General features: G+C 54.8%; 14 protein-coding genes and 1 pseudogene. 4 read left to right on the forward strand and 11 right to left on the reverse strand.

Annotation, left to right across the window (positions count from 1 at the left end; translation table 11 throughout):
- Window positions 1–85 precede the first annotated feature (85 nt).
- The 6 genes from AC2FGB_RS13885 to AC2FGB_RS13910 form a co-directional block, all read right to left on the reverse strand.
- Complete coding sequence (locus AC2FGB_RS13885; protein WP_496690062.1) at window positions 86–1,159, reverse strand: ABC transporter ATP-binding protein; 1,074 nt, start codon at window positions 1,157–1,159, stop codon at window positions 86–88.
- A complete protein-coding gene (locus AC2FGB_RS13890; RefSeq protein WP_496694049.1) occupies window positions 1,156–3,372 on the reverse strand; it encodes an ABC transporter permease in 2,217 nt (738 codons plus the stop codon). Before AC2FGB_RS13890 ends, AC2FGB_RS13885 begins: the two co-directional genes overlap by 4 nt.
- Window positions 3,373–4,398: an ABC transporter substrate-binding protein gene (locus AC2FGB_RS13895; RefSeq protein ID WP_496690064.1), complete on the reverse strand. Its 1,026-nt coding sequence runs from the start codon at window positions 4,396–4,398 to the stop codon at window positions 3,373–3,375.
- A gap of 479 nt (window positions 4,399–4,877) precedes the next feature.
- Entirely contained in the window at window positions 4,878–6,905 is a 2,028-nt protein-coding gene (locus AC2FGB_RS13900; RefSeq protein WP_496694050.1) for an oxidoreductase, read from the reverse strand.
- A 388-nt stretch (window positions 6,906–7,293) separates the two neighbouring features.
- On the reverse strand, window positions 7,294–8,580 hold the full coding sequence (locus AC2FGB_RS13905; protein ID WP_496694051.1) for a TRAP transporter large permease: 1,287 nt from the start codon (window positions 8,578–8,580) through the stop codon (window positions 7,294–7,296).
- On the reverse strand, window positions 8,577–8,855 hold the full coding sequence (locus AC2FGB_RS13910) for a TRAP transporter small permease subunit (RefSeq protein WP_496694052.1): 279 nt from the start codon (window positions 8,853–8,855) through the stop codon (window positions 8,577–8,579). Before AC2FGB_RS13910 ends, AC2FGB_RS13905 begins: the two co-directional genes overlap by 4 nt.
- 413 nt (window positions 8,856–9,268) lie before the next feature.
- On the opposite strand from AC2FGB_RS13910, the gene AC2FGB_RS13915 reads away from it, so the two are divergent.
- The 4 genes and pseudogenes from AC2FGB_RS13915 (at window position 9,269) to AC2FGB_RS13930 (ending at window position 11,312) form a co-directional block, all read left to right on the forward strand.
- Window positions 9,269–9,736: a hypothetical protein gene (locus tag AC2FGB_RS13915; RefSeq protein WP_496694053.1), complete on the forward strand. Its 468-nt coding sequence runs from the start codon at window positions 9,269–9,271 to the stop codon at window positions 9,734–9,736.
- Complete coding sequence (locus AC2FGB_RS13920) at window positions 9,702–9,959, forward strand: hypothetical protein (protein ID WP_496694054.1); 258 nt, start codon at window positions 9,702–9,704, stop codon at window positions 9,957–9,959. The genes AC2FGB_RS13915 and AC2FGB_RS13920 overlap by 35 nt, the downstream gene beginning before the upstream one ends.
- A gap of 12 nt (window positions 9,960–9,971) precedes the next feature.
- Window positions 9,972–10,499 (forward strand): annotated as a pseudogene (locus tag AC2FGB_RS13925) (HupE/UreJ family protein); the annotation flags it as partial.
- Between the two features lie 327 nt (window positions 10,500–10,826).
- Window positions 10,827–11,312: a GNAT family N-acetyltransferase gene (locus AC2FGB_RS13930; RefSeq protein ID WP_496694055.1), complete on the forward strand. Its 486-nt coding sequence runs from the start codon at window positions 10,827–10,829 to the stop codon at window positions 11,310–11,312.
- 597 nt (window positions 11,313–11,909) lie between these two features.
- Here the strand turns inward: AC2FGB_RS13930 and AC2FGB_RS13935 are convergent.
- The 5 genes from AC2FGB_RS13935 to AC2FGB_RS13955 all read right to left on the reverse strand — a co-directional run bounded on the left by AC2FGB_RS13935 (window position 11,910) and on the right by AC2FGB_RS13955 (window position 18,227).
- Window positions 11,910–13,310: a TRAP transporter large permease gene (locus AC2FGB_RS13935; RefSeq protein WP_142637621.1), complete on the reverse strand. Its 1,401-nt coding sequence runs from the start codon at window positions 13,308–13,310 to the stop codon at window positions 11,910–11,912.
- 11 nt (window positions 13,311–13,321) lie between these two features.
- The gene (locus tag AC2FGB_RS13940; protein WP_496694056.1) at window positions 13,322–13,954 is read right to left on the reverse strand and encodes a TRAP transporter small permease subunit; all 633 of its coding nucleotides are present in this window, start codon (window positions 13,952–13,954) and stop codon (window positions 13,322–13,324) included.
- Between the two features lie 68 nt (window positions 13,955–14,022).
- Complete coding sequence (gene dctP / locus AC2FGB_RS13945) at window positions 14,023–15,033, reverse strand: TRAP transporter substrate-binding protein DctP (RefSeq protein WP_281995470.1); 1,011 nt, start codon at window positions 15,031–15,033, stop codon at window positions 14,023–14,025.
- 126 nt (window positions 15,034–15,159) lie between these two features.
- Entirely contained in the window at window positions 15,160–16,500 is a 1,341-nt protein-coding gene (locus tag AC2FGB_RS13950; RefSeq protein ID WP_496694057.1) for a sigma-54-dependent transcriptional regulator, read from the reverse strand.
- Window positions 16,497–18,227, reverse strand: a complete 1,731-nt coding sequence (locus tag AC2FGB_RS13955; protein WP_142637614.1) for a sensor histidine kinase — start codon at window positions 18,225–18,227, stop codon at window positions 16,497–16,499. Before AC2FGB_RS13955 ends, AC2FGB_RS13950 begins: the two co-directional genes overlap by 4 nt.
- Window positions 18,228–18,367 lie beyond the last annotated feature (140 nt).

The following is an 18,367-nucleotide window of genomic DNA, read 5'->3' on the forward strand; positions in this document are numbered from 1 at the left end:
AATTTCACTCAAACCCTATTCGGTGACTGGTTTCTCTGGCTCAAGGACGACCTCCGGGTGAGAGACGACTAAAAGTTTACCCACGTCACCCTTCCGGCAACAGAACGGGGCCACGTTCGGCAAAAGACATTTTGACTTCCGAGCCGATTTCCAGTGGCTCGTCCACGTCGTCCTGCACAGCAAATACCTGCCCGAAGGCACCGGCCAGAGTGTACTCCATCCGCACGCCAACATAGGTCGCTTTGGCAACTTTGGCCGGGATGCCGATATCAGATCCAATCAATATCCGTGACGGGCGCACGGCCAGTGTTGCGGGACCAGGCGTTAGGCCACGAGAGGGGAGTGTGTGTTGATAGCCCTCGATTTCGATCGTGGCTAAATCGCCTTTGACGGAATAAATAGTGCAGCTGATCAGGTTAGCCTCACCAATGAAATCGGCCACAAACCGGTCAACCGGCGCATCATAGAGTTTACGCGGCGTGCCGATCTGTGCGATGGCAGCGTTGCGCATGACGACAATCTCATCTGAAACGGCAAGGGCTTCTTCCTGATCGTGAGTCACATAGACGACGGTCAAACCGAGATCTTGCTGAATGGCGCGGATATCTTCGCGCACCTGGCGGCGCAGTTTTGCATCGAGGTTTGAGAGAGGTTCGTCAAAGAGCAAAACCTGCGGTTCCAAAACCAACGCACGAGCGACGGCAACGCGCTGTTGCTGCCCTCCGGAGAGTTCACTTGGCAAACGGTTGTCGAAGCCCTTCAGGCCAACCAAGTCTAACCCATGCAGCGCGCGCGATCGGGACTCGCGCTTGTCGAAGCCGGAAAAGGTCAACCCATACATGACGTTTTCCAGCACGCTCATATGAGGAAAAAGCGCGTAGGATTGGAATACCATCGACACGTCACGGTCGGTAGCGGGTAATTTGGTCACGTCTCGGTCGCCGATCAGAATTCGGCCCGAGGTCGCCATTTCCAGACCTGCGATCATGCGCAACGTCGTCGTTTTGCCACAACCAGAAGGGCCCAAAAGCGTCACCAACTTGCCGGCCTGGACGTGTAGATCGATGCTGTCGACAGCCACCACATCCCTGCCGAACACTTTCGAAACCCCCTCGAAACGAACAGGCGCGGCTTTACTTGCTATAGTCGTTTCGGTCATGTCGTTTTCTCTGTCCCGAGTTGTGTACGTCGCCCGATCTGAACACGGCCCACGAGGATTTGTAACATCCCGACTGCCGCCAACATCACGAAGATCAGCGTTGTGGAATATGCGATTGCAAGACCGTAATCGTTGTTTTCGACCCGACCGATAATGTAGCTGGTAGCCATGTCATACTCTGCTGAAACAAGGAATATCACCGCCGAAATCGCCGTCATGGCCCGGACAAAACTGTAAACCAGCGCAGCTAGGATAGCGGGCCGTAAAAGAGGAAGAATTACCCGCCTGAAAGTCTGCCAGGAATTTGCACCGAGCGTCAGCGAAGACTCGTCAAGCGACTTGTCTAATTGTGACATAGACGCAATACCCGCGCGAACCCCAACCGGCATATTGCGGAAGATAAAGCTGACGACAAGGATAACGCCTGTGCCAGTGATCTCGATCGGGGGCACGTTGAATGCCAGGATATAGCTTACGCCAATAACCGTGCCGGGAATGGCGAAAGAGAGCATCGTACCAAACTCAAACGCATTCTTTCCCGCAAAACTTTGCCGTGTCAGCAGATAGGCAGTGACCAACCCTACGGCGGCCGTCAACGGTGCGGCAATGGCAGCAATGGTGATTGTGGTCCAGAAGCTATCCCAGGCGGCTCCGGTCCAGCGAATACCTTCTTCTTCGAAGCGAACCGAAAAGGCTGTGACGTAGTGCTTGAACGTCAGCGAGTTATCAACGCCCCACAGTTCGACGATACTTCCATAGATGATCATCCCGTAAACCACGGCAGTGAAAACCGCCCAGGCAATTGCAATGCCCAGAACCGGTATGGCAAGGCCGCGCGGCATCAAGGGGTGCACACCCGCGTCGCCCTTGCCGGAAACTGTGGTATAACTCTTTTTCCCCAGCCACGCGCGCTGCGCATAGAAGGCGGAAAGTGTGAAGAACAGCAGCACCATGGCCAGAACAGCAGCCCGGCCCTGATCGTATTGCGCACCGACGATGGCAAAAAATATCTCAGTCGAAAGCACATCGAAGTTTCCGCCCAAGACAAGTGGGTTGCCAAAATCGGCCATGGATTCGATGAACCCAAGCAGGAAGGCATTGGCCAGGCCGGGACGCATCAGAGGCAGGGACACGGTTTTGAATGTTTGCCAACGATTGGCTCGAAGGGTTTGGGCGGCCTCTTCCATCGAAGGTGACACCCCTTCGACCACCCCGATCAAAACCAGAAAGGCGATCGGCGTAAATGCCAGAGTCTGAGCGATCAGCACCCCGGGCATACCATAAAGCCAGCGCGTAGGCTGCACACCAAAGATCTCAGCAACAAATTTGGTGACCGAACCGGAAAGCCCAAACAGCAGGATCAGTGCAAGACCAATCACGAAGGGCGGTGTGATAATCGGCAAAACTGTCAGCGCGCGCACCCCGCGTTTAAAACGAAAACCTGACCGTGTGACGACAAGTGCAAAACATAGTCCAAGTGCCGTCGTGATGAAGCCCACAAGAACTGCAAGAAACAGAGAGTTCCACGCGGCGCCGCATTTGGCACCGGCAAAACAGCCCAAGCCCCAAAGTCGGTCATCAAAGAACTTCGAGGCAAAAACCGAAACTGAATAGACACCATCTTCGGTAACGAAGGCGGCAAACAACATCTTCGCAATTGGAAAGAAAACGAAAATTGTAACAATGGTGATTACGCCACCAATAGCGCTAACGACGAAAACGTCGCCGTTGATAGCGCCGCGCGCTGCAATACCCTGAGTTAAAAGGAACAGAAACGCTGTGGCGCAGATCATCGCGCCGTATCCCATGCCGAACTGGCGGATCTTCGGTTCTCCGAACAGCACCTTCATCCATTCGAAATTGAACCCGCGAAGGCCAATTGAGAACCCTTGCGCAATCAGCCAGCCAAAACCCAAGGCACCAGCCAAAATCAGGATACGTGCATATTGTGGATCGGACTTTGGCTTGCCGAGTATCAACAAAGGCAAGGTAAGCGGGACCAAAAGCGGCGTAAGCCACAGCTTTTCGCCCTGTCCGATCAGGAAAGCAGCGGGCGCATAATCTTCATCGAACGGATATCCATCGACCAGCCATACGAATGACCAAATGCCATCCTCCACCATGAACCATGGCAGCAGACAGAAACCAACCCACCCGGCAACAATCCAGAAGATCAGAACCGGGTGGTTCGTTTTTGGTGTGGTGTCAGTCACTTACTGTGGCAGTACTGAGACCTCTTCGTCCCATTTCTGCAAGAGACGCTTGCGTTCGTCAGACGAGCCGTACTTTTTGAAGTCATAGTCAATAAGCTTGATCTGGCTCATGTCAGGTGCGCTTTCAGAGGTTTCCGCATTTTTGTTGGACGGAACCTGGAAGGCGTTAACCTCAAGCGCAAGGTTCTGGGCCTCGGGGCTGAGCGCCCAGTCATAGAACTTTTTGGCTTCTTCTTCATTTCGAGCGCCGTCAATGATCGACATCGAACCGATCTCATAGCCTGTGCCTTCGCATGGGGCCACGACCTTGACCGGAAAACCTGATACGGCCTGCTTGACCGCATCATGCATAAAGACGATGCCGATGGTGTTCTCACCCCGGCCGGCGGCCTTGATTGGGGCCGAACCCGACTTGGTGTATTGGTTGATGTTCGAGTGCAGGCCCTTCATGAACTCAAAGCCGTCGTCTTCGCCAAATATCTGAACCATCGAGGCAAGCGTCGTATAAGCGGTGCCCGAGGAATTCGGGTTCGCCATTTGCACGTGCCCTTTATATTCGGGCTTCAGCAAGTCTTTCCAACATGCGGGCTCGGGCAAGCTGTTCGAGGCCAAGAGGTCGGAGTTATAGCCGTAGCCGAGTGCGCCTGAATAAATTCCGATGGTCTTGTTTCCTGCACTTTCAGCCTGCGAGATCGCCCAGTCGTGAAGCTGGTCACGCATCGGCGACACGTATTCCATCGTCAGGCCTTCTTCGGCCGCTTGCAAATGGGGATCACCGGTACCGCCCCACCATACATCGCCTTTAGGGTTAGAACTTTCCGCGCGAATTTGTGCAAACGTCTCGCCCGAGGACTTGCGGGTCATATTGACGTCTATACCGGTGGCATCCTCGAAACTGCGCGCCATGAGTTGACACCAATCTTCCTGTGCCGAGCAGTAAAACGTCAGCTTTTCAGCTTGGGCCGCAGTTAGCGAAGCCGCAAATGCTATCAGCGATCCCGCCAGCGTCGTCGTCAGATTTTTCAATTTCTTTCCTCCCCTATGTGTCGTGCCGAAATTTTCAGCGCGATACTCGTCAATTCGTCGTTAGTGGCCGTCGCTCTAAGTCGCTAGTTGATCTAATTGCGTTGGCCAGATCAACATCCGACCAGCCTCCCAATGACAAAAGCAATCTCAACACCGTACTGTTGGTTCTGCAAGAAAATTCAACGAGCATTGGTTTTCAGCACCGGTGGGTTTTGAACCGCCAAGCCTGTTTACAGCACCAAGTTTGAGTATCGGGAGCGTATTTTGATGCCGCATTGTTTAGGTAGCCCTTTGCTGGGGCGGCCGCTTCCTCCAGCGTAGAGCAAGCATCGTATTTCGAACTTAAGATCTGCTTTTCGCCTGCAAACTAGGTCTCTGTGCGAGTGCTGCGAACTTCTGCTTTCCTGAAGGTATTTCGATGCGGGCCGAGGTACAGCTTTGCCTTCGCCGCAACTGATGAAAAATGCTCGGAGCGCAGCTCAGGCTGAACAGCAAATACGCATAGCGTCGAGAATCGCGGCGTGCATATTGCGGCCTGCGATCGCGTCACCAATTCGGGCCAGATAGAACTGGCCATCCGGCTCTTCTTCCCTGAACGGGAACGCACCATTGACCAGCGCCTTGTGATCGACCTGTCCAAGGTTTCGCGAACCTGGCTTTAGGTCATGATAGAGCTCGTCTATCGGAATCAGACCTTGCTCGACGACCACGTGGTCTACAAGACGTTTGGTGATATCACCGGTCAAGGTATGACGCAGGCTGGCGCACACCCGGTTTCCCTCTTGGCTTAGAGCACGAAGTTCGTGGAGGCAGGTAAAGGTCACCCCGTTGGCTGCCAGATCGCGCAAAGCAACGGCAGAGGTCGTTGGGCCAAGGTCATGCAGAATCGCCCGGTCGGGGGTCACAAGTTCGACGCTGTGGCCAGCGCCTGCCAACATGTCGGCCGTGACTGCCGCGGGATGGTCTCCAATCTCGTCGAACAATAGAACTTCGCCCGAGACACGCGCTTCTCCGGACAGAACCTCCCAACTGGAGAGCGCCAGATCGCCGCCTGGAATGGATACTGGCTCGGGCCATCCTCCGGTAGCAACTATGACTAAATCCGGGGCTTCTCTAAACACGTCACTGGCCTCGACAAAGGTATTCATGCGGAGATCAACACCAAGGGTGTTAACCTCGGAAATCAACCAATCGGCGACACCCCATATCTGCCTGCGTGTCCCGCCCTTGGCTGCCAAAACAAGCTGCCCCCCCAGCCGATCTGACGCCTCGAACAAAACCACATCGTGACCGCGCAAGGCACTGACCCGCGCTGCCTCCAGACCGCCAGGTCCACCGCCGACGACAACCACCTTCCTTCGGGTGCGGCTGGCAGGAATGACATGGGGTAAAGTTTGCTCCCGCCCGGTGGCGGCATTGTGTCCGCACACGGCGGGCTTGCCCTGATTGACCCGGTCCACGCAATACCCGAGGCCGACACAGGTACGGATACGATTCTCTTCCCCACGCGCCAGTTTTGCCACCAAATAAGGATCAGCCATTTGGGCGCGCGTCATGCCGACCAGATCGACATGGCCGCCTGTAACCGCGTGGCGAGCCGTTGCAATGTCTGCGATGCCGCCTGCATGTAGGATCGGCAGGTTGACGGCTTCGCGGATGCGTCCGGCCACAGTAATATGCGGAGCGGCTGGCAGCCCCATAGGACGCACCCATTCAGCAAGGCCAAGATCATCGTAGGGTGCCCCGACCAGGATGTTGAGCAGGTCGACATGGCCACTATCTTCCAGCATCCGGGCGGCGGCAATGCAGTCCTCGGCGCTCAGCCCGCCCTCAATCAACTCATCGCCGGTGATGCGCATGGACAGTATGAACTTCGGACCGACCTCGGCGCGCACCGCATCCAATACCTGCAGGGTCAGGCGCATGCGGTTCTTCAACGTGCCACCAAAGGCATCGTCGCGTTGGTTGGTGAGCGGAGACAGAAACTGGCCCAGCAAATGCGAGTGGGACAGAAGCTCGATCCCATCGAACCCGCCCTGCTGACAACGTCGCGCCGCAGCGGCATAATCGCCGATCACTCGTTCAATGTCCTCTTGTTCCATTGCTTTGGGAAAGGCGCGGTGCGCGCGTTCGCGAACGCCGGACGGGGCAATAACCGGCAACCAATGCCCATCATCCCAAGCAGTACGGCGTCCCATATGAGTGATTTGACACATGATAGCGGCCCCATGCAGATGCACGCCATCCGTGAGCTTCCGAAACCAGGGAACGATACTGTCGTCGCCGGCATAAAGCTGGCCGAATACCGAGGGGCTGTCGGCAGCGATATTCGTCGATCCTCCGATCATTGTCAGGGCGACGCCACCCTTGGCCTTTTCTTCGTGATACAGCCTGTAACGGTCTCGCGGATGACCATCTTCGACGTAATTGGGCGCGTGAGAGGTGCTGACGATACGGTTGCGCAGCGTCAGGTGCTTGAGCTGAAACGGATCAAGTAGTTTCGCCATGGTCAACTCCCTTCGGTAACGACACCGGTTAAAAACAGCTCCGGGTCGGGCCCGTTTGACAGCTTCTGTGACTGACAACGTTCGCTGTCAAAGTTATGCTACTTGGGAAATACGGGGAGAGAGTTCACTTTTTCCGACACTGATCCACAAAATGACGACCAGACCAAGAAATGTGGAACGCCACTGACCTTTGACTCAATTGACAGCCAAAACCTCAATGAGTCGGAGGATCACGTCATTCAATTCTAACCTAAACGTCGGGCATTTCTGACCCAGAAAGTATACGGTTAGTGTCTCAAATGAGCCCTAGCCATGGGGTCCAATCCTACTGAGACATGGCGTTAAGGATGAAAAGGGTAATACTCAAGGAGTTTCATGAACGCGTTGCTTAGCCGCCGAACCCCGCCGCCTCGGGAAGCCACGTGGACAAAGGTGGGAATGCAAAGACGAGGATCAGGCCCAGCAGCATTAGCGCTGCATATGGCAAGGCGCCGCGAATGACCTCGTACAAAGGGGCTTTAGCAATGCCCTTGATGACGAAGAGATTCATCCCCACGGGAGGTGTGATCAGCGCAAGTTCGAGGTTGATCATTAGCAGGATGCCGTACCTAATTGGATCGACCCCCAATGCCAGCATGACAGGAAAAACGATTGGCGTCGTGATCAGGATGATCGAGATGGTCTCCAAAAACATGCCCAGCACCAGAATGAGCAGCATGACGGCTACGACAAAAATGGCGGGGCTGAGGCCGATAGCCGTCACTTGCTCGACGATCTCTATGGGCAGGCGAATAATGGTTACGGCGTGACCAAACAGCGCCGCAGCAGCCAGGATCATGAACAGCATCGCCGTTGTGCGTACAGTCTCAAACGCAGTCACCCAAAGGTCGTTCAGACCGAAATTGCGGTAAACAACTACGCTGATGAACAGCGCGTAAAGGCAGCCAATAGAAGCTGCTTCAGTGGCAGTAAATACTCCGAGGTAGATCCCGCCCAAAACCACCGGCGGCATCAACAAAGCCCAGATCGACTGTCTCATACGTGACCAAATAACGCCCATACCTGCAAATGGTTGAGAGACAACTGTGCCCCCAAACCCAGCGCTGACCATCGCCCAAACCGCGAATATGACAGCCATCATGATACCCGGCACCAACCCGGCTAGGAAAAGAGCTCCGATCGAGGCCTCGGTTACAATGGCATAGAGAATAAGAGGCCCAGAGGGAGGAATCAGAATCCCGAGCGTACCGCCCGCTGCAATCACACCGTAGGAATTGCTGGGGCTGTAGTTGAAGCGCTTCATCTGCGAGATAGCCGTCGAGCCAATAGTAAGTGCTGTGGCTACAGACGAACCGGAAATGGCTGCGAATATGGTGCAGGAGAGGATCGTGGCGACCCCAAGTCCACCACGCAAATGGCCGACCATTGCATTTGCTGCATCGTAAAGGTCCTTAACCACGCCGGCACGGATCATCACGTGAGCCAAGAAAGCAAACATCGGTATAGCCGTAAGAAGTCGGTTGTTCAGTTTGGCAAACACCGTATCAGCCGCGCTGTTCACGTTGCCCTCCGTCAGCATCATTTTGATTAGCGATGTAAGCCCGAGCCCGGCAAAGATTGGCATACCCGTGAGCAAGAGGACAATCAGACCGGCCAAAATAAGAAACGTCCTCATGGTCGGCGCACCGTCAGAAGCGTAAAGATGCGAGCCAGAGCCGCAAGGATTAGTATCATCATGCCGATGAGTAGGAAGCCTTGCGGAATCCACATTTGAACGCTCAGATACCCGTCTGAATAGATCCCGAAATCGTATGAGAACTGCACCATAATCACCGCGCTGTAGAGAACAGCCGCAGCGACCAGGATCACACCAATCATCCCCCAAACCTCAACCGGCCATTGAGTGCGAGGTCCGGCGCGTTCAGTCAGCAGGTCGACCCCACAGTGCACTGGGCTACCGCCCGCCAGCTCCCGAAACCATCATCTCAATGGATCACAGGCCAATGATGCACTAACAATCAACTTGGACCAGTCAGATGAGGCTGCTCAGAACGTGGCCTCGCGACCGAACGCTAGGAGGCAGTCTTGCTACAGTTACCGATGTTAGCGACCTGAAATTAGAACGCATTGATCCGACCCTCAAACCGGGTGGATTTAGCACTCTGGTCAGATTGACCGTGAAAGTCGAAGGCGGCCATTGGGGGCACGCCCACATACGCGCCGTTACGTTCAGGGCGCTGGTTGAAGTTATACCAGAAGCCGGGCAATGGGAGTTGGATGGACTAACTGTAATCGAGGCTCGCGATCCAAATGCATAAGTGTTTAAGACCAAAGGTTTTTGCTTTCGGTATTTTTTTGTCAGCTTGATTTTGTCACTGACGCTGTCAGCCTCGGCGCATTTTTTGCTGAATCTCAATGTCCGCGTAACGCATGTCGAGCATTCCGTGGATAATCTGCGCGTCTTTAGGCGTACACCCATGCCCTATCTGGTTGCGGACAAGGTCGGCGAGCAGGACGATGACGCTCTGCCAGATGCTGCACCATTCACGACCAATGCCATGAGTAACAGTCAGTTGGTCCATTTTGTCGACTTGCAAGCTGTAATGAGCGATCCCAACGGGCTGGGGCAAATCGCCGAAGGTGGGTTGCACCTGTTGATCGACGACCACCGCTTAAGAGGAACAGTTGAGGCCGTTCGCTTGCATCGCGTTGGAATTGAGCCCGGATTTGCAACTTTAGCCGAGGCTCAACAGGCAGTAGACACCGAAACGGCCTTAACGCCACCGCTTTTTGTTGGTGACACGATTTGTCGATCTCGTCCTGCATTATGACACTGACGGCCCGGTCCAATCGTACAGCATTGCCAACGTGCTGGACCCCGGTTTGCCGGATCAGGACCAAACGGCGAACCTCATTCTCGATTACGCGTCTGACACACCGCAGATTTTCCAGTCTCGGGGTCTGATGACCGACCCTGTGGAGGTTCAGCAAGAAGGGTACGGAGGATTCCTGAGTTTTGTCTGGGAAGGCACACGACATATCCTCGAAGGTTAGGATCATGTTCGGTTTGTTGTGTGTTTGGTCATTGGAGCGCAGACACTCAGGGCGCTATTGCTGCGTGCAACTGGTTTTACCGTTGGGCATAGCGTAACGCTGTCGCTGGGGTTTTTCGGGTTTGTACCATCGGGCGCGTGGTTTGTTCCTGCCGTCGAAACTGGAATCGCGCTTTCTATCATATTTGCAGCCGTCGCGGCGTTTGTGGGTTTTAAGGACAATGCGCGCTCTGAAGTCACGATGGTGCTTCTGACAACGCTGATTGGCCTCTTGCACGGGCTTGGGTTTAGCTTTGTGTTGCACAAGATCTTGCAGGTCACATCTCCAAACATCTGGCAAAGCCTACTTGCCTTCAATCTTGGCGTCGAGCTTGGCCAGGTCGCCATTATTCTTGCGCTCTGGCCTGCCTTGATAATGTGTCGGCGCGTGAACTCCAGCTTGTGGATGTCCTTACGAGTGGGCTTAGCCGGTGGATGTGCGGCTATCGCCTGCTTTTGGACCTTTCAACGAATTGCCGAGGTTTATTCCACGCTGGCTTAAGGTCATTGCGATGGCGCGTACCGTGATGATCGCCTGAGAGAATAGCGGACATTCGACTGTTCTGCAGCATAAGACAGATTGGGCTCAGCGCGGCCCGATGCTCGCGCGGCAATGCCGTTGTGATCGGCTGATCGAAACCGGCCACAGGAGGATCGGGTCAAGTCTTTGATCTTGTGTCTTATTGTTCAATGCGCGGACGTTGGGAAATCAGGAGCCATAGTTCGCGCTTCAGGCGGCGAAACCAGGGAGTGAGCCCTCAGTAACCAATGCTGCGATGAGTACGAACGGCGGCGTTGCAACTCTATCCATCCCGAATAGTGTAGGCACATGAGAGAATTTCGAAACGCCAAACCTGCCGACGCAACTCGCTGCTTTGAAATAGAGATTGATGCCTACGAAGGCGACGAAGCAGCAACGCTCGAAAAGATTTCTAAAAGGATTGAGGTCTATCCCAATGGCTTCCTAGTTCTTTTGATGGAAGGCGAGATAGTTGGCTTTGTAAATTGCGGATGTGCTCATGAAGTCGAAATGTCTGATGAAGAGTTCAAAGAGCTTGTTGGCCATGACCCCGACGCCCCAAATGTCGTAATAATGTCTGTTGTTGTTGATCCCGCGCATCAGGGCAAGGGTCTATCACGGGCATTGATGGTCGAATTCGTGGGGCGCATGAAAAGGATGGGTAAATCCACAATCCATCTCATGTGCAAAGAGCATCACGTCCCACTCTACGAGAATTTTGGATACAGCTATTTACAGCCATCGACTTCTGACCATGGAGGAATGACTTGGCATGAGATGGCTATGAAACTTTGAACTGCCCGATTATCTCAGCCGTGCAGAGCGGACATTCAAATTTTCAATGGGAAAGTCCAATTTGTCCGCTCCTCGATTGCCGGACCCAGCTGCAGCGAAAAGGCGGTTTGGAATTGGCTGAATTTTGCGCCGATGAATGACCGCAAACGAAGAATCCTCTGCGATGCAACAAATGGCGTGTCGCGCCTGCGAAGGGTTTCTGCGTCAGCAAAAGCGGCGTGAGCAAAAGTCGGCTCCGTCCCGCAGACCGTGAGTTACCGTTCTACAGGATTTCGCACGCTCGACGAAGGGCAGCTAGACACACACTATTCAGCACTTCGCCGTGGTGACGGCGGAGTGCTCTTTCCACTATCTCCCAAGATTCTGCTTTGGGCTCACAACAGGCTCCGGTGCCGTTGCAGAAAGATCCCCTGCCCCACCCAATAACTGATCATGCGGACGGCCCAAATCAGTCGACACGCCTTTACACGACTGAACAGATAATGACGCCAGCTATCTATGCGTTTGGTCGCCGTTGCTTATGCATGAATGGCACGCATCTTGCATCTTTGTCTAAGCCGTACCGGCAAACCGCGCTCAAAAATCATCCCATGTAATTCAAACCTGTCCAGGAAGCCACAGAACGATAGCAGGGAACGCAACGAGCATTGCGATCGTCGCTGCATCCGCCAGAAAGAAAGGCGTTACACCTTTAAAAACATCCTGAACGCTTAGGTCATCACGCACGCCAGCCACTACAAAGCAATTCAGCCCGATAGGTGGGGTGATCAGGCAAAACTCGGCCATTTTGACTACCAGAATGCCAAACCAGATGGCACACATCGGGCCGGACATTCCAAAGGTACTATCGGCCGCACTTACCGCTTCACCACCGTTCAACGCCATGACGGCTGGGTAAACTACGGGCAACGTCAGCAGCAGCATACCTATCGCATCCATGAACATGCCCAGTACAGCATAAGCCAGCAGGATACAGATCAGAATGAGCATTGGTGACATCTCAAGCGAGGTGATCCAGTCGGAGAACGCGCTGGGTAGTTCGGCAAAACCCAGAAAACGAACATAGACCAGCACGCCCCAGATGATGGTAAAGATCATGACGCTTAGCTTGGCCGTCTCCAGCAACGCGTCTTTAAGTTCGGACCAACGCATGCCCTGATAAAGCGCCATCAGAAAGACAACGAAGGCACCGATTGCGCCACCCTCGGTTGGCGTGCCCCAAGCATCGCCTCCGAATGGGTTGTAGACAAAGAAGATGATGGTAACGACGACAAACAAGATAGGCAGTGCGGGCGGAAGAGACATGAAACGCTCTTTCCATGTAAAGCCTGAGACTGCGGGACCAAAGTCTTTGATCACAACAGCCATGCCAATGATCAGCAAGCCATAGATCAAAGCTGAGAACATGCCCGGAATGAAACCGGCTAACAGCAGTTTGCCCACGTCCTGTTCCACGATAATCGCGTATATGACCAAAATGGCCGAAGGAGGGATGAGCGACGCCAATGTGCCGCCTGCAGCGACGACACCTGCAGCAAAGCGCTTGTCGTAGCCGATCTTCAGCATCTCGGGGATGGCGATGCGGGCGAAAACGGCGGATGTGGCAACCGAGGCTCCGGAAACCGCAGCGAACCCGGCGGTGGCAAAGACGGTCGACACCGCCAGCCCGCCAGGAACCCATGCCAGCCATCGCTTGGCGGCCTCAAACAGTGCTTTGGTCAGGCCCGCGTAGTAGGCGAGGTAGCCAATCAGGATGAAGGTCGGGATAAGGCTCAGCGCCTGGCTCGAAATCTTGGAATGCGGCACCTGCCCCGCTGTTTTGACGGCTACAGTCACAGCCTTGCCGAACCGCGCTGGGTCGTACCCAAACTTGGCCCAGAAGATCCAGATCAGGCCAACCATTCCGGCCGTTGCGGCAGCAAATGCCACGCGCATACCCAGCACCACAAGAACAAGCATTCCGCCCGAGACGATCAGACCAATTTCAATGGGTTCCATCAGAATTTACCTCAGTTGTCGTGGCCCGAGACATGCTCGGCTTCCATTGCAGCCTGGGTGGCGGCATCGGGAATCAACGGGACGGCGATAGGCGGCTGGTCAGGATGGCGAATCGCACGACCGTAGGCACAGAGCTGCAGAAAGAGCCTTATGCAAAGCACACTGAAGGCGACGGGGGCCAACAGCTTGGCGGGCCACAGCGGGATGCTGATGTCAATGGAACTGTCGCGGCTCCACAGTGGGGCACCATAGTCGAAACTGCGCGCGAAGTGCGCCCAGCTTCCCCAGATCAGCAAGACGATCAGCGCCAGAATGACGGCGGTTGTTACGAATTCGACGATATAGAGCGTCCGGCCTTTAAGTGCACCAACGAACATGTCCATTCGGATGTGGCCGCCATCGCGCTGCGCATAAGATATCCCCATGAAGGCAATCAACGGCATGGCCTGTTCAATCCAGTCGACATACCCGGGAAGCGGCGCATTGGCGATATTCCGACCACCGACGGAGACAACGGCCATTACCATCAGAGAGAAAACCGCAAGACCGCTGAGCAAGGCCAGAAAGCTCTCCAGTTTGTAGAGATGTTGATCGAGAATGCTGAGACGGCTGTCGTCGGACAGCACCAAGGATGACCCGGCCATCGTTGTGCTCCGCTATCAGAGGAAAAGGCACCCGACGCCAGCTTGGCCGACGCCGGGTGGTGAGTGGATTAGCTACCGTTGGCGATCTTGCCGGTCACGAGGTCATAGAGCTCTTGCGCCGGAAGACCGCGTTCGGTGTTTTCCGCAATCCAGGCTTCTGCTGCGGGTGCGGCGGCGGCCTCTTTGAATGCCGCGATTTCTTCATCGCTGAATGTGACCCGTTCGATGCCGCGTTGATCCAGCTCGGGGCCCCAAGCTTCCATCGTTTTGGTTTGGTATTGGGAAACGTAGTGATCCAGCGCTTCGTCTATCGACCCCAGCAGAGCTTTACGATGTTCATCGGACAGATCTTCCAGTGCCAGAGTATTCACGACGACCGGGCAGTTGACGGTTCCGGGGTTCAGGTTCGTCGTCCACCACGTACCGTTTTCAATAGTGCCAAAGGACATATGGGCGTGTGGTGCAAAGCTGACGGCTTTGACGATGCCGCTGTCCATTGCCTGACGTACTTCGGATGCGGACATCGAAGTCGGAACTGCGCCGACCGTCTCCATCGCTTTACCGATACCGCCGGTGGCGCGCACACTCAGACCTTCAAAATCGGCCAGAGATTTCGGCGCGTCACCTACCCCGACAAGGTTGTACTGCGGTAGCGGCGACGGCATCAGCAGAGTCGCGTCCCAGCGTGCCAAATCCTCGACGACTGCCGGGTGTTGATAAACAGCCATCGACAAGTCGACTTCCTGTTCAAGGGATGTCACGCCCAGAAACGGCAGTTCCAAGACAGTGATCGAGGGGTTCTTGTCGCGGTGATAGCCAGCGCAGAACTGGGCCATTTCAAACGCGCCAATCGAAATCCCATCGAGGTTTTCTTTGTTCTTCGACAGGCCACCATAACTGATGTTCAGGGTAAACTCACCGTTGGTCTTTTCGTTCACCAGTTCAGCCAGCTTTTCGACATGCTCTGTGAAAGCACGGCGCTTGCCCCACAGGGATACGTTCCATTCGACAGCCAGTGCTTCGGATGCAACGGTCAGCGACAAGGCGGCAATGGCCGCCCGGTTAAGGTGTTTGCGCATAGTGGCTCCTCCCAGATCATGCAATTCGTTTGGGCGGAGTATTCAGAATGCGCGGCGTCCTGACTATGAAGGAAAATGCGCGCGTTTTCCCAGGCGCCCTGCGGATTTCCGCAGAGCTGTTTTCGCCTACAACAGAGCCTCTTTATCGAGACCAAGTTTGACGATCTTTTCGTTGAGCGTCCGGCGGCCAATCCCAAGCGCTTCGGCGGCGGCATCCATGCGGCCTTTATGCGCCTTGATGGCTTTGCCTATGAGCTCGCGTTCAAATGCGGCAACGGCATCGCGCAGGGTATCCGGCACTTCGTCGAAGTGCTGATCGCTTTGGATAGCCTGCGCCACCGAACCGCCTCCGCGTCGGGCCGCCAAAATGCGCCGTTCGCAGACATGGCGCAATTCACGCACATTGCCGGGCCAGTCATGTGCAAGCAGAGCCGCCAAATCGTCCTGATCAAGTTCTGGTACGTCTATCTCATAAACCTGCGCGTATTCGTTTAAGAAATGCGTTGCCAACAGAACCAGATCATCCCGTCTTTGTCTAAGCGGGGGTAAGGACAGGACGACAGTATTCAATCGAAACAAAAGGTCCTGACGCAGGCGGCCTTCCTCGGCCGCCAGTACAACGTCTTCGTTGGTTGCTGACACGACCCTGAAGCTTACCGGCACCGGCGACACCGCCCCCACCGGCAGCACTTGTTGATCTTCGATGACCCTTAACAGCTTGGCCTGCGCCGCTGGTGGGCACGAGCAGATTTCATCCAGAAACAAGGTCCCACCCGATGCCGCCCCAAGCCTTCCGTCGGATTCATCCGCGACGCCGAACATTTCCGCTTCAAATGTATCGGCCGACAATGCGGCGCAATTCAGCGCCAGAAACGGTGCCTCCGGCGAGCGGCCCAAATCATGTAAAGCATGAGCAACCAGCTCTTTCCCGGTGCCCGTATCTCCCTGCAACAAAACCGCAACCGACGTATCAGCAAGATCAAGTACTTCTTGTCGCAAGTCTGTAATGGCGTCCGTTTGGCCCAGCAGGATGCGGTCAAGGCCTGACAGTTTGAACAGACGGTCTTTGAGGCGGGCATTACTTCTTCGCATTCGGTATTGTTCGGCCGCGTGCCTCAGCACCGTAAGCAATCGCCGTGGTTCATATGGCTTTTCGATGAACCCATATGCCCCGTCCTGTATGGCCTGAACCGCCATCGGGATATCACCATGTGCCGAAATCAATACCACCGGAGGCGCCACATGCCTGTCCAGGCTGGCCAGCAATTCAAGGCCCGACATGCCGGGCATACGCACATCGGATAAAATGACATCGGGCGAGGCGTTGGCCAGATGCTCCGTCACCTGGGTCGCGCGTGGCAAGGCGTTGACAGACCAGTCGGCGGCTTCAAGCAACTCGACAAGAGATTGTCGCATCGATTTGTCATCATCAACGACCAGAACTTTGAAGGGTTGCTGCAGGTTCATTCGTCCGTTTCTTCAGTATTTGAGGCTATCGGGAAGGTGACACGGAAAATTGTTCCGCCGCCATTTCGATTTCGGGCCGTCATTGTGCCATCGTGATCTTTGACAATGCTGGTGGAAATGGCCAGTCCCAAGCCCATGCCTCTCCCGCTCTCTCTTGTGGTTACAAATGGCTCTTGCAACTCTGCCAGCGTTGCCTCGCCCAACCCGTGACCGTTGTCCTGAATTTCCAACACGACCTCATCATCAGAAGCCATGACAGCGATATGGATTTCAGGCGCATCCGCTTCATCCGTAGCATCTATGGCATTGCGCAAAAGATTTGTGATGACCTGTTCGATCCGCAGGGCACTGCCCCGGATAAACGCCGGACCAGTCGACGCATCAATTGAGATTTTCACCTTGCCCTGTTCGATGTTTGGGGCAACCAGAGCCAACGCGGCATTAACCGAAGTGCGTAAGTCTACGTCGTCGAACGCCTCACTCTCCGACCGTGCAAAAAACCGTAATTGGCGTGTGATCCCTTCCATCCTGTCAACCAGGCTGCCGATTTTTTGTGGCAGCTTGGTTTCCCCGGAAGATGAAATCTCTGCAGCCACCAGATGATTGCGCATCGCCGCGATGGGCTGGCCCAGCTCATGCGTGACCGACGCGGATAGTTGCCCAAGAGCGGCCAGTCGGCTTGCGCGCTCCAACTCGCCCTGGGTGCGTCTGAGGCTCCGCTCGGCTGTCTTGCGGTCGTCGATTTCGATGGCAAGCCTTTCATTTGCTTCGCGCAGCATTGCTTCTTCCTCTTCGGACCGCGCCAAAGCAGCGCTGACGCGTCTCGCACGTTGTATCTGGAAGTAGATAAATGTGAGCCCCGCCAAGAGGACAAAAACTGCAGTTACAAGCCAACTGCGCGCTACAGCCTGATCGTCACTTGCAAAATAGTGAAGCGACCAGCCATGAGGCAAATCCGTTGCTGCAAGATGCAAGCGCTTCGTCCCCGCAATTCTGGCCTGATCTCCTGGCAACTCAACCCAATCCAACGCATCTAAGGCTTGCCCCGGAAACTGCCGGGCGTTTCGAATTCGCTCTCGCTGTGGTTCTGACAATGGCGTCAACGCGCGATATTGCCAATCCGAGTTCGAAGAAAGCAGAATGACACCGTCTTCATTGGCCAAAAGAACCTGTTCGCCCGAGTTTTTCCAACTATCCTGAAGATTAGAGAAATCGATCTTAATCGCTATGACACCAGTTGAATCTCCCTGGTCGTCAAGCACTGCGTTGGCGATGAAGTATCCTGGCAGACCAGTCGTCGCCCCGATGGCATAGAAGCGGCCCTGTTTACCAGAAATGGCACTTTGGAAATATGGGCGGAAAGCGTAGTTCTGGCCAACAAAGCTCCCTGTGTCGCGGTAGTTCGATGCGGAAATCGTGATCCCGTCTTCGTCCATCAGGTAGATAGCATCCAGCTCCGCCCGCTCCGCAAAATCCTCAAGGCGTCGGTTTAAAGCTCCGGTGCCGTCTCCTTCGGCTGTTCCAATTACAAAGGAATCCTGTGACAGCACATAGGTGAGGTGGGAAAATCGTTCGAGTTCGCTGTTTACCGAGCTTTGGTAGAGAGAGAGCCGGCCCTGAGCTTTCGAAAGCTCCTCCGAAACGAAGTACTGGTAAGAAACCAAATAAAGGCCAATGCTGGCGGCAATGGCTACCAAAATACCTACAATATACGAAGCTGATCGCATTGAATGCCCATGAACTGCGACAGCATAGGATCACAGTAGGTATTAGTCGTCCATCCCAAGAGTTCTAGGGTCAGGACCCATTGATTTCCGTTTTGCGGCGTGATTCACGGTTCAAAAACGAGCGGTGAACATGTCTGATC

Source organism: Ruegeria sp. CDSC021, from assembly GCF_059610845.1.